General features: G+C 63.3%; 9 protein-coding genes. 7 read left to right on the forward strand and 2 right to left on the reverse strand.

Going from position 1 to position 13022, the window contains the following annotated elements:
* Positions 1 to 32: 32 nt before the first annotated feature.
* Positions 33 to 3539: a pyruvate carboxylase gene (locus tag LPA34_RS07410; RefSeq protein ID WP_267478866.1), complete on the reverse strand. Its 3507-nt coding sequence runs from the start codon at positions 3537 to 3539 to the stop codon at positions 33 to 35.
* 755 nt (positions 3540 to 4294) lie between these two features.
* On the opposite strand from LPA34_RS07410, the gene LPA34_RS07415 reads away from it, so the two are divergent.
* Both LPA34_RS07415 and LPA34_RS07420 read left to right on the forward strand, forming a co-directional pair.
* A complete protein-coding gene (locus LPA34_RS07415; protein WP_228976534.1) occupies positions 4295 to 4870 on the forward strand; it encodes an H-NS family nucleoid-associated regulatory protein in 576 nt (191 codons plus the stop codon).
* A gap of 296 nt (positions 4871 to 5166) precedes the next feature.
* The gene (locus tag LPA34_RS07420) at positions 5167 to 6669 is read left to right on the forward strand and encodes a methyl-accepting chemotaxis protein (protein ID WP_228976536.1); all 1503 of its coding nucleotides are present in this window, start codon (positions 5167 to 5169) and stop codon (positions 6667 to 6669) included.
* Between the two features lie 97 nt (positions 6670 to 6766).
* On the opposite strand, the gene LPA34_RS07425 is transcribed toward LPA34_RS07420, so the two are convergent.
* A complete protein-coding gene (locus LPA34_RS07425; protein WP_228976796.1) occupies positions 6767 to 7774 on the reverse strand; it encodes an AraC family transcriptional regulator in 1008 nt (335 codons plus the stop codon).
* A gap of 209 nt (positions 7775 to 7983) precedes the next feature.
* Between LPA34_RS07425 and LPA34_RS07430 the strand changes: the two genes are divergently transcribed.
* From LPA34_RS07430 to LPA34_RS07450, 5 genes are all read left to right on the forward strand, one after another.
* On the forward strand, positions 7984 to 9039 hold the full coding sequence (locus LPA34_RS07430) for a beta-keto acid cleavage family enzyme (protein ID WP_228976540.1): 1056 nt from the start codon (positions 7984 to 7986) through the stop codon (positions 9037 to 9039).
* Positions 9040 to 9154: 115 nt separating this feature from the next.
* On the forward strand, positions 9155 to 10474 hold the full coding sequence (locus LPA34_RS07435) for an MFS transporter (RefSeq protein WP_228976541.1): 1320 nt from the start codon (positions 9155 to 9157) through the stop codon (positions 10472 to 10474).
* 128 nt (positions 10475 to 10602) lie between these two features.
* Positions 10603 to 11583 (forward strand): quinone oxidoreductase family protein, encoded by a 981-nt coding sequence (locus tag LPA34_RS07440; RefSeq protein ID WP_228976542.1) that lies wholly within the window; start codon positions 10603 to 10605, stop codon positions 11581 to 11583.
* Between the two features lie 10 nt (positions 11584 to 11593).
* On the forward strand, positions 11594 to 12442 hold the full coding sequence (locus LPA34_RS07445) for a TauD/TfdA dioxygenase family protein (RefSeq protein ID WP_228976543.1): 849 nt from the start codon (positions 11594 to 11596) through the stop codon (positions 12440 to 12442).
* Positions 12443 to 12460: 18 nt separating this feature from the next.
* On the forward strand, positions 12461 to 13021 hold the full coding sequence (locus tag LPA34_RS07450) for an RBBP9/YdeN family alpha/beta hydrolase (protein WP_228976544.1): 561 nt from the start codon (positions 12461 to 12463) through the stop codon (positions 13019 to 13021).
* The last annotated feature ends 1 nt before the right edge of the window (position 13022 follow it).

Genomic DNA, 13022 nt, shown 5'->3' on the forward strand with positions numbered 1-13022 from the left:
GGACCCGCCTGAACCGATGGCGCGACGTTTTCTCAGGCGTCCTTCAACACGATCAGAAGATCCTTGGCGGCAACACGGTCGCCGGCCTGCACCCGCACCTCGGCGATTTCACAATCGCGCTCGGCTGCGATGTGCGTTTCCATTTTCATCGCCTCCAGCGCGAGCAGCGTGCTGCCGGCGCTCACGCGCTGGCCCGGCTGCACGGCGACCGTAACCACCGAGCCCGGCATCGGCGCGGCCACGTGTAATGGATTCGACGGGTCCGCGGCGGCCCGGCGCTCGCGAACGGCTCCGGTCTGCACCGTAGTGCGCCGCCTGACCTGGGTGGTCCGCGACTGGCCGTTCAGTTCGAACTGCACCTTGACCATGCCGTCTTCGGCATCGGCGTGCTGCCCCTGCAGCGTGACCAGCAAGGTCTTGCCCGGGTCGATATCGATCGCCGCTTCTTCCTGCGGTTGCAGGCCATACAGGAAGGCAGGCGTCGGCACTATGGAGGTATCGCTGTACGTCCGCAGGTGCTCGAAGTACTCGATCGCCTGCTTCGGATACATCAGGTACGACGCGAGCTGGCGGTCGTCGAGCGGCTGCCAGCACGCGGCTTCGCCATCGGCCCGCGCTGCTTCGAGATCGACAGGCGGAATCTGGTCCCCCGGCCGGTAAGGCGCGGGTGGCTCGGCCTTGAGCGCCTTGCGCGACAGGTCTGCCGGAAAGCCATCTGGCGGGAAGCCCAGTTCGCCCCTGAAAAGCGAGACAACCGATTCGGGAAAAGCGATTTCTTTGGCGGGGTTGCATACGTCGGCCGCCGACAGGTCGTTGGCGACCATCACCAGCGCCATGTCGCCGACCACCTTCGAGGTCGGCGTGACCTTCACGATGTCGCCGAACATCCGGTTGACGTCGGCATAGGCGCGGGAGACCTCCGTCCAGCGATGCTCGATGCCAAGCGAGCGCGCCTGCTCGCGCAGGTTCGTGTACTGGCCACCTGGCATCTCGTGCCGGTACACATCGGCCGTGCCGGCGCGGATCTCCGATTCGAACGGCGCGTAGTAGCGGCGCACGCCCTCCCAGTACATCGACGCCTCGTGCATCCGTTCGAGGTCCAGGCCCGGGTCGCGCTCGCTGCCTGACAGGGCAGCGGCGATACTGGACAGATTGGGTTGGGACGTCAGTCCGCTCATGGCGTCCAGTGCGCCGTCGACCGCGTCGCAGCCCGCGCCGATCGCGGCCAGCACCGAGGCGGCGGAAATTCCGCTGGTATCGTGCGTGTGAAAGTGGACGGGCGGGCCGGTTTCTTCCTTGAGCGCCTTCACGAGCGCGGCCGCGGCCTGGGGCCGGCAGATGCCGGCCATGTCCTTGATACCCAGCACGTGCACGCCTGCGCGCTGAAGCTCGCGGGCAATGCCTACGTAGTACTTGAGGTCGTACTTCGCGCGCGAGGGGTCGAAGAGGTCGCCTGTGTAGCAGATCGCGCCCTCGCACAGCGCGCCGCTCTCGCATACCGCGTCGATCGCCACGCGCATGTTGCGCACCCAGTTGAGCGAGTCGAACACCCTGAAAACGTCGACGCCCGCGCTGGCCGACTGCTGGACAAAGAAGCGCACCACGTTGTCCGCGTAGTTTGTATAGCCGACCGCGTTCGAGCCGCGCAACAGCATCTGGAAGAGAATGTTGGGCACGCGTTCGCGCAGTTGCGCGAGACGCTCCCATGGGTCCTCCTTCAGAAAGCGCAGTGCGACGTCGAAGGTCGCCCCGCCCCAGCACTCGAGTGAGAACAGCTGTGACAGCTCGCGCGCGTAGAACGGCGCGACCGGCAGCATGTCGGCGGTGCGCATGCGGGTGGCGAAGAGGGACTGGTGCGCATCGCGCATCGTGGTGTCGGTCAGCAGCACCTGCTTCTGGTCCAGCATCCACTGTGAGAATTTCTCCGCGCCCAGCTCGCGCAGCCGGTCCCGTGTACCGGCGGGGACCGGCCCGCTGCTGTCGACGCGTGGCAAAACAGGTTTCGCCAGCGGCAACGCGGGCAGCGTCCGTCCGACCAGTTCCGCGTGCCCGTTGACAGTCACTTCACCCAGATATCGCAGCAGCTTCGAGGCGCGGTCACGGCGCTTCGTGAAGGCCAGCAGTTCGGGCGTCGTATCGATGAAACGGGTGGTGAGCTCGCCGCGGCCAAACGCCGGGTAATTGATGACGTTCTCGAGGAACTGGAGGTTCGAAGCCACGCCGCGGATACGGAACTCGCGCAATGCCCGGTCCATGCGGCGGATCGATTCAACCGCGGTGGGTGCCCACGTGGTCACTTTCACCAGCAGCGAATCGTAGTAGGGCGTGATGACCGCGCCCCCGTACGCGGTGCCCGCATCGAGGCGTACACCGAAGCCGGCGGCGCTGCGATAGGCCGTGAGCTGCCCGTAGTCGGGCAGAAAGCCGTTCTCCGGATCTTCGGTGGTGATCCGGCATTGCAGTGCGTGACCATTGAGCGGGATCGCCGCCTGCGCGGGCACGCCGGCGGCGCGCGTGAGGATGTTGCCGGATTCGTCGGTTTCGTCGTCGGTGATGCCGATCCTGCCACCTTCGGTGATACGGATCTGCGCCTTCACGATGTCGACGCCGGTGATCATCTCCGTCACCGTGTGCTCGACCTGAATGCGGGGATTGACCTCGATGAAATAGAACAGGCCGGAGTCGGCGTCCATCAGGAATTCAACGGTGCCCGCATGGCTGTAGCCCACCGCGCGCATCAGGCGCAACGCGGACTCGCACAGATTTGCGCGGGTGGCGGCGTCCAGGTAGGGTGCAGGGGCACGTTCGACGACCTTCTGGTTGCGTCGCTGAACCGTGCAGTCTCGCTCGTACAGATGGACGAGGTTGCCATGCGTGTCGCCCAGCACCTGCACCTCGACATGGCGCGCGTGACGCACGAGCTTTTCAACGTACACCTCGTCATTGCCGAAAGCCGCAAGCGCTTCGCGCCGGGCAGCAGGCAGCGCGGTTTCGAGATCCTGTTCGCGTTCGAGCACCCGCATGCCGCGCCCGCCGCCGCCCCAGCTTGCCTTCAGCATCAGCGGAAAGCCCACGCCCGCGGCAAGACGCCTGCACTTGTCCAGATCTTGCGGAAGCGGTGCAGTGGCGGGCATGACCGGCACGCCGGCCGCGATCGCCGCATTGCGCGCGGCGACCTTGTTGCCGAGCGTGCGCATAACCGCGGGCGACGGACCCATCCACCGGATGCCGGCATCGATGACGGCCTGCGCGAAATCGGGATTCTCGGAGAGAAAGCCGTACCCGGGATGGATCGCGTCGACGTTGGCCTTGCGGGCCACACGCAGGATGTCCTCGAAATCCAGATAGGCTGCAAGTGGCTTCTTGCCTTCGCCGACCAGATAGCTTTCGTCAGCCTTGAAGCGGTGCAGCGCGAGCCGGTCTTCCTTTGAGTAGATCGCCACGGTGCGAATGTTCATCTCGGCGGCCGCGCGCATCACCCGGATCGCGATCTCGGACCGGTTGGCAATCAGCAATGAACGGATCGGTGAAAAGGCCATGATGGAGTTGTCTCATCTCTCGGATAACGGACCAGCCACGCACCAGAAAAGGGCTGGAAACTGATAGTGCTTCACACTTCCGCAAACAGGCGGGCCTGACACGCGGGCTCAGGAACGCTCGAAGAAAGGGGCGTGTGAATTCATCCAGTCATAGTGAGCCGTATCGCGCGCCCACGCCCAGTTCGTTGTGGCTTGAGCCCGGTCCTTCGCACATCGCCCGTTTTGCGTCGCGTCGGTCCGGTCATGGTGGGAGCCGGCTGCCGCGACGGGCCGGGTGTCTACGTCTTTTCGTTCAGTGTGAGTCATCGCCGTATAAAGGATAGATGGGTTTATTGGTGACAGCCTGTGCCGCGTGGCCGATGAGTCAAGGCGATAAAGCGTGTACGCGAGTGCGCGTGCCGAAGTGAGGTTAAGCAAGTGCAAGGATTGGGCCATGTGCGTCTGATTTCTGTAAGTAATTGATTGTTCGAGGGATCTCGCGGCGGCGCGGACACCTTTGATTTCGGAAATGAAATCCGCTGTTTCAGGTCTGGTAGATTGATTCGGGGCGCGGAGGGAGTGATTGATGCCGGTTTTGGGCACATGCATAGCCCGGTGTCCGATTCCTCCTGTTCCTTTCAATATGGTTGATAAATCAACGTTTCAGTAAGCATCCTTGTCGACGGGGTTCGACACGATCGGTAGATGGAGGCTTTACCCCGATCACGAATTCAAACCTATAATTCCGGCACCAAAAACAACGTGGGGGAAGTGCAGTGAGGTCCTACGACGAAATCCAGGCAGAGATAAAGCGGCTGCAACAGGAGGCTGTGGAGAGCCAGAAGCGCGAGGCAGCGATCGCCAGAATTCGAATCGAAATGAAGCGCTTTGGCATTTCCGCGGACGAACTGGGCGAGCCTTCGACGCACAAGCGCGCGGCGGCTCCAAAAGCGATGGCTAACGCGAAAAGGGCGATGGCCTCGAAGCGCGCTGCGGAAACGGCGATTACCACCGACGAGTCACCGGCAGTCAGGCTTCTCAGGCGTGCGGGTGTCGATTTCAGCCGCCCGGGTGCGAAAGAAATCAAGCCACCCAGGAAGACGAGGCCAGCGGAGAAGGTGAAGGCGGCCCCGGTTGCAAAGCTGCCGCCGAGGTATCGCGACCCCAAGACCGGCGCCACCTGGAGCGGCCACGCGCGCGCGCCGGCGTGGATCAAGGACGCGAAAGATCGCTCGGTCTATCTCATCGATCACCCCGGAGTACCTGCCGCACGAAAACAGGCGACGACGCAGGAACGCGTTGCCAGGGCGGCTCTCACATCGAAGGACCCGGCTCGAAAGGCTGCTTCCTGACGGCAATGGAAGGGCAGAAGCGGGGCCTCGCCAGCCCGTTCTGACTGTACCTCTCCACATCCCCCCGCTTGTAAGGTGCAAAAAGTACGAAAGATGCTGCAGTGTCGATAAGGTTGAGATAGCAAGCAAAATGGTTGTTATATCAACTTGTGGAATTCCCCTATACAGCGTCTGCGGATGATTTCCGTTAAATGTCACGAAGAGGCGCGCGGTTCGCCGCCCGGACGCAGGGGGTCGCTGATCGTGTCGCCGTCAGCGACCCTGGCCCTGTCTAGCGGAATTTCAGGAGTCGATACATGCAAGGTAGTCTCACAGGCGCAGCCAGCGCCGGGCCGCAAGTCCACGTCAGCGCGCGGCGCTCGAACCCGACCTCGGGGGGCGGTACGGCAAGTGTCAACAGTCCTCTTGCGGCCGCCCGGGAACGCGCGGACCGCGCCTGTGCGGTCGTCAACTGGATCATGCTGGCGGGTTCGCTTGGTATCGGGTGGCACTTCGACAACCTCAGGCCGGCCTGGGTAGTCGGGCTGCCATTCGCGCTTTTATCGACTGCCCTCGCGTTTGCCATGCCCGGACATCGGGCTACCCGGCTGGTTTCCGCGATTACCTTCATGGGCGGCGCGGCCGTGATGATCGACATCGGGAAAGGGCAGGATGAGTTTCACTTCATGGTGTTCATCCTGCTGTCGTTGCTGCTCGCTTACCGCGACGTTCGGGTCATTCTGCTCGCCACGGGATTCATATCCGTGCAGCAACTCGCATTCAACTATTTCCAGGCCTGGGGTTGGGACGCGAGTGCGTTCCCGCGGACAGGGCTTGATGTGGTGGCGCAGCATTGGGCCTTTCTATGGCTCCAGACGCTGTTTCTCGCGGCCATCTCCGTGCGCCAGGAGCGTGACGCGCGGATCGCGGGCGAGCTCGAAATGATGGCTCAGGGCATTGGGCGCGAGTCTGGCTACATTACGCTGAGTGAGTGTCCGGTCCGCCCTGTTAGCGGCGTGGGCTGCTCCTTTCACTCGACGCTCGGGATGGTTCGCAAGACGCTGCTGCAGGTGCGTAATAGCGCCCGCGAAGTCGCGGAGGCGGTCGCCAGCATCAGCGAGCGCAATGCGATCCTTTCGGAGCGTACCGACCAGCAACGATCCTCCCTCGAAGGCATCGTCGCGGCCATGGAGCAACTGAAGCAAAGTGTCCACGAGAACGCAGACCACGCGAGCTCCGCGCGTGCGCTCGCGGGTTCGGCGAGCGAAGTCGCAACCGAAGGGCGCGCGGCGATCGATGCCGTGATTGACACCATGGGCGAGATTTACCGCTCGTGCGAACGCATCACGGACATCATCGGCGTGATCGACGGCATCGCGTTTCAGACGAATATCCTCGCGCTTAACGCTTCCGTCGAGGCCGCCCGCGCCGGGGAGCAGGGGCGCGGGTTTGCGGTGGTGGCGGCAGAAGTACGTGTTCTGGCGCAGCGCAGTGCAGCCGCCGCCAAGGAGATCCGTGCACTCATCGGCGAATCCGTCCATCGTGCCCGGACCGGCAACACGCTCGTCGAAAGCGCGGGCAACACGATCGCGGGAATACTGGAAAGTGTCACGCGTCTGACTACCATCGTTCACGAGATGGCGCAGGCGACCGACGCCCAGCGTGCGGGCATCGACCAGGTGGGCGACAATATTGCCGGCATCGACGAAGCGACCCGCGAAAATGCGGCGCACGTTGCGGCCACTGTCGAGCAGGTGAAATTGCAGCACCAGCAGACCGGGTTGCTGACAAGCACGGTAAAGATCTTTCGACTGGACTGAGCCAGCGGACACAGGCTCGCGCGCAGCTAAAACAGGCGCGAATGCGATCGGTGCTGCGGCAAGCAGGCCCTTTCAGGGGAGGTATGACCTGAGAGAACTACGGGCTGCTTCTATGACGATTGCGCCATTCACGGGGCGTCATCTGGAAGCGCCCCTGGAACCAGACCGTGAACGACCCCTGGTTGGTGTAGCCCAGCAGGGCGGCGACCCGGCCGATCGGGTAGCGTGGGTTAAGGAGGTAGCGCACGGCGAGGTCACGCCGCACTTCTTCAACGATGCCCGAGAAACTGGAACCGGTCGAATCGAGCTGGCGCTGCAGCGTGCGCACTGTCAGGTTCACCTGCCGCGCCACCAGTTCGATCGAGGCCTGGCCAAGAGGCAACAGCAGATAAATCGCCTTGCGCACCTCCAGCGCAATCGAATCGGCCGCCATCGCGTTGAGCGGATTGGCGAGGTTTTCCGCGTAGCGGACCAGTACGGGGTCGGCATTCGGATTCGGAAAATCCAGATCTTCCGCCGCACAGACGAAGCCGTTGAAATCGCTTTCAAACGTGATCGGGCATCCGAAAAACCGGCGGTGGAAAACGAGGTCACCGGGAGCCAGATGCGTGAAGTGCACACTGTGCGGTTTCCAGTGGGCGCCGAGAAGCGCGCTGGAATGACGGGAGAGCACGCCCACTGCCAGCTCCATCGCCTGCACTGTCCGCGTACCTGGTTCTGCAATGAGTTCTTCGCGGATCGTCACCGTATCGCCGGTCGTTTCGACGTGAATACCCAGCGCTTCATTAAGCAGATGTCGATATTGGGCAGCGGCCAGCAGTACGTCGCGTAGCGTGCGCTTGTGGGCAAGCAGAATGTTGACAACTCCACTACCGAACTGCTGGCGCGTTTGTGCAATCTGCAGCCCGAGTGTCGGACACGACGCCCTTTCCGCCGTTATTTCCAGCAGCCGGCAGGCGCCGTCTGCCGGAATCCGGTCATCGGGATTCGCCAGCGCCACCGCGTCGAGACCTACTTCCTGGACAAGCTCATAGGGATTGAGGCCGAGCCGCCGCGTCACGTCGAAATAGCCGTGCATCGACGACGATCTCACCATGGTTTGCATCTGATTTCGTTCCTTTTCTGGCCGGAGCGCGGCCCGTATGCGCAGCACTGGTGTTAACGCCTGGTGTCGTTGAATCATAAAACAATGTCACCAAAAACGAAAACTGCATTGCCGGATTGCCGTATCTTCGCCGGACTGATTCATTTTCCGTCGCGTCCAGGATTGCTCTGGCGCGGAGGTGGAAAGTCCAACCATATCTGGAGAACACGATGCAATTTCTCGACGACTCGCTGCACCCCGAAAATCAGGAAAAGGTAGTCATCACCGTCGCACCGTACGGTCCGGAATGGATGCCCCAGGATTTCCCTGAAGACATTCCGGTGACGATGGAAGAGCAGATTCAAAAGGCTGTGGACTGCTACAACGCGGGTGCAACGGTGCTTCACCTGCACGTGCGTGAACTGGACGGCAAAGGCTCCAAGCGTCTGTCGAAGTTCAATGAACTGATTGCAGGCGTGCGTGCAGCCGTGCCGGACATGATCATCCAGGTGGGCGGCTCGATTTCGTTCGCACCGGAAGACGATGGCCAGGCCGCGAAGTGGCTGTCCGACGACACGCGTCACATGCTGGCCGATCTCGACCCGAGGCCGGACCAGGTGACCGTCGCGATCAACACCACGCAGATGAACATCATGGAACTGCTCTATCCGGAGTACCTTGAAGGCACTTCGCTTGCGAATCCGCTTCTCCATGCCGCATATAGTGAAATGACCGTGCCGGCCGGCCCGGCGTGGGTGGAAGAGCATCTGCGCCGCCTGCAGGCCTCGGGCATCCAGCCGCACTTCCAGCTCACCGGCATCCATGCGCTCGAAACGCTCGATCGCCTCGTGCGCAAGGGCGTCTACAAGGGTCCGCTGAACCTGACGTGGATTGGCATCGGCGGTGGCTTCGACGGCCCGAACCCGCACAACTTCTTCAACTTCGTGCACCGTGCGCCGGATGGCGGCACGCTCACGGCCGAGTCGCTGCTGAAGAACGTGCTGCCGTTCAACATGATGGCGATGGCGATGGGTCTGCATCCGCGCTGCGGCATCGAGGACACGATCATCGACCAGCACGGCAACCGGATGACTTCGGCGCAGCAGATCGAACAGTGCGTGCGTGTGGCGCGCGAACTGGGTCGTGAGATCGCGGGCGGCAAGGAAGCGCGCGCAATCTACAAGATCGGTGTGCAGTACGAGACAGTCGATGAAACGCTCGCGGCCAACGGCATGGCACCGAACCGCAAGGCTGGTGTGAAGAACCGGCCGCTGCGCGCAGCGTAACAGGGTGGTTGAAGGAGGCTCCCGGACCCGGTTCGGGAAGCGACACACATACCGGCCCCTTTGGTCCCTTGCGGGCAAAAGGCACGAGATGCCGAGAGACGTGATGGAGACAACAATGCTTTTGCAGCACGCTGAGCCCACGACGGGCGAAACTACAGTAACGAAGTCGGACATTCCAGTCTACGCGTGGGTGGTTTGCGCGCTGACGATCGGTCTGCTGCTTTCCGACTATATGTCGCGTCAGGTATTGAACGCGGTCTTTCCGTTTATCAAGTCCGCGTGGAACCTCTCCGACACGAAGCTCGGCTCGCTTAGCAGCGTCGTCGCATTGATGGTTGGCGTGCTGACCTTTCCGCTTTCGGTTCTGGCGGATCGCTGGGGCCGCGTCAAGAGCATCGCACTGATGGCGGCGCTGTGGAGTCTCGCGACGCTCGGCTGCGCGATCTCGACGAGTTACGGCGAGATGCTGATTGCGCGCGCTTTCGTCGGGATTGGCGAGGCGGCCTACGGCAGCGTGGGCATCGCGCTCGTCCTGAGTATTTTTCCGGCGCGCCTGCGCGCCACGCTCACGGGTACCTTCATGGCGGGCGGCGCGTTTGGCTCCGTGCTGGGCATGGCGATCGGCGGCGCCGTCGGGACCCATCTCGGATGGCGCTGGTCGTTCGGCGCCATGGCCTGCCTCGGTATCGTGCTGGTGGTCGTCTATCGTTGCGTTGTCACCGAGAAAAAGCTGGCGGCAGTGCAACCGCCGGGCGCCGCGACGAAGGGCGACCTTGACGTGCGCATGAGTTTCAGCGCGCTGGTGAAGGGACTGTTTTCCACGCGCTCCGTCGTTTGCGCCTACGTGGGCAGCGGGATTCATCTGCTCGTGCCGGCGGCCGTGTGGGCGTGGATGCCGAGCTTCCTGAACCGCTATTACGGCATGGCGCCTGGCAAGGCGGCCATGAGTGCCGCGGTGTTCGTGCTGGTAACCGGCCTTGGCATGATCGTGTGCGGCAACCTGGCCGACCGTCTCAGCAGAAAGGTTGCAAAGAGAAAGTGGATGGCCGCGATCGCGTACTGCCTGTTGTGCTGCGTGCTGCTCGGTACGGCGTTCCAGCTGCCGGGCGGCCCGGCTCAGCTCGTCCTGATCGGTTGCGGCATGTTTTTCTGTGCTGGCGCGACGGGGCCTTCGGGCGCGATGCTAGCGAACCTTACGCCGCCGTCGATCCACGCTTCGGCATTCGCCACGCTGACACTCGCGAACAACCTGTTAGGCCTCGCCCCCGCGGCGATTCTCACGGGCATCGTCGCAGACCGCATCGGCCTGCTCGGCGCCCTGCAGCTGGTACCGCTGGCACCGCTGCTCGCAGCTGTTGCGTTCGCTATCGGCCGTCGCAGCTACGCGCGCGATCTCGACCGTGTGAACGCACTGCGTGAGCAGGCCGGGCACTAGCCACGTCGCGCTGGAGCACGGCAGTACCCGGACGTCATGCGGTAACAGACGCCTGCGGCGGGAGGCGATGGTCCTCCGGCAGGCGTAATCCTTTTTAGCAGATCAAGAAACAACCTGGAGAACGAATCATGGCGAAAGCAGTCCGCTTTCATGAGACCGGTGGCCCTGAGGTCCTGCGCTACGAAGACGTTGAAGTGGGCGATCCGGGCCCGGGGCAGGTTCGCCTGCGCCATGAGGCAGTCGGCCTGAACTTCGCGGATACCTATTTCCGCTCCGGCCTGTATCCGGTCCCACTGCCTGCCGGCATGGGCGTGGAAGCAGCCGGCGTGGTCGAGGCGCTGGGCGCGGGCGTCACGAACGTCGCGGTGGGCGATCGTGTCACCTACACAGGCTTCATTAACACGCTTGGCGCGTACAGCACCGGGCGCCTGTGCCCGGCCGCGCCGCTCATCAAGCTGCCTGACGGCATCGCGTGCGAAACGGCTGCAGCCATGACCATGCGCGGGCTGACCTCGTCGTATCTGATGCGACGCATCCATGACTTCAAGGCCGGCGACACGGTCCTGCTGCACGCGGCCGCTGGCGGCGTCGGGCTGATCGTCTCGCAATGGGCGAAGCTGCTCGGGGTCACGGTGATCGGCACCGTGTCGAGCGACGCGAAGGCGGAAGTCGCCCGCGCGCACGGTTGCGACTACACCATCAACTACAGCCATGAAGATGTCGCACGGCGCGTGCGCGAGTTGACCGATGGCGCTGGCGTCAATGTCGTTTTCGACAGCGTCGGCAAGGACACCTTCGAAGCCACGCTGGATTCGGTCAAGCGCCGCGGTCTCATTGTTTGCGTTGGCACGGCATCGGGCCCGATCCCTGCATTCAACCCGCAGATCCTCGCAATGAAGGGCTCGCCGTATCTGACGCGTCCGGCGCTCGCCGACTATATCGCCGACCCGGCGGAAAAAGCGGACCTCGCTGCCGAACTGTTCGGCCACGTTGCGGCCGGCCGCATCAAGATCGAGATCAACCAGCGTTACTCGCTCGAGGATGCCGCGCAGGCGCATCGCGATCTCGAAACGCGCAGGACGACGGGCTCGTCGGTCTTCGTTATCTAGGGAGGGCACCATGCGTGTCGAACAACTCACTAACGCCCTCGGCGCTGAACTGGTCGGCGTCAAGCTCGCCGATGCGATCCATGACGATGGGCTCTTCGCCGAGATCCGCGCGAACCTGGTCAAACATCGCGTGCTGTTCCTGCGCGATCAGGACATCAGCCGCGCTGAACATGTCAGTTTCGCGCGCCGCTTCGGCGAACTGGAAGATCACCCGGTTGCGGGCAGCGACCCTGAGCATCCGGGACTCGTGCGTATCTACAAGTCGCCGGACCAGCCCAACGACCGCTACGAAAATTCCTGGCACTCGGACGCCACGTGGCGGGAAGCCCCGCCATTTGGTGCCGTGCTGCGCTGCGTCGAATGTCCGCCCGTCGGCGGCGACACGATGTGGGCAAACATGGTGCTCGCGTACGAGAACCTGCCCGCGCACGTGAAGGAGCAGATCGCCGATTTGCGCGCACGCCACAGCATCGAGGCGAGTTTCGGTGCGGCGATGCCGATCGGGAAGCGCCATGCACTGAAGGCCCAGTACCCCGACGCGGAGCATCCGGTCGTGCGCACGCACCCCGACACGGGCGAGAAGATTCTGTTCGTCAATGCGTTCACGACGCACTTCACGAACTTCCACACGCCGGCGCGCGTGCGTTTCGGTCAGGACGCCAATCCGGGCGCGTCCGAACTGCTGCGTTATCTGATCAGCCAGGCGTATATCCCGGAGCACCAGGTGCGCTGGCGCTGGAAGCCGAACAGCATCGCGATCTGGGACAACCGCAGCACACAGCACTACGCGGTGATGGATTACCCGCCGTGCCATCGCAAGATGGACCGCGCCGGCATTGTCGGCGACCGGCCGTACTAACCTGAAGGGATCCGCATCGTGACTCTCAATACAGAACCGACCGTACTGATCGTGCCGGGTCTGCGCGATCACGTCGCCGAACACTGGCAGACGCTGTTGCAGGCGCGCCTGCCCAAGGCAGCTTCGGTGCCGCCGCTCGAGCACGACAAGCTCAGCTGTGCGGCGCGTGTCGCGGCACTGGACGAGGCGATCGCGAAGATCGATGGCCCGATCGTACTGGTCGCTCATAGCGCCGGTGTGATGATTACCGTGCAATGGGCGCAGCGCCACCATCGCCCGATCCAGGGCGCGTTGCTCGCGACGCCCGCGGACGTGGAAATGCCCATGCCCGCCGGCTATCCGACGCTCGACGCGCTCGAAGCGAATGGCTGGCTGCCGCATCCGCGCAAGCCGTTGCCGTTCCCGAGCATTCTGGGCGCCAGCCGCAACGATCCGCTGGGAGCGTTCGATCGTGCTGCGGCGATGGCCGCGGACTGGGGCAGCCGCCTCGTCGACCTCGGTGAGGTTGGGCATCTGAACCCGGCGGCCAGCTACGGCGAGTGGCCGCAGGCAGAAACCCTGATTCGTGAGCTTCTCTGAC

It is taken from the genome of Paraburkholderia gardini, from assembly GCF_907164575.1.
GTDB classification, from domain to species: Bacteria; Pseudomonadota; Gammaproteobacteria; order Burkholderiales; family Burkholderiaceae; genus Paraburkholderia; species Paraburkholderia gardini.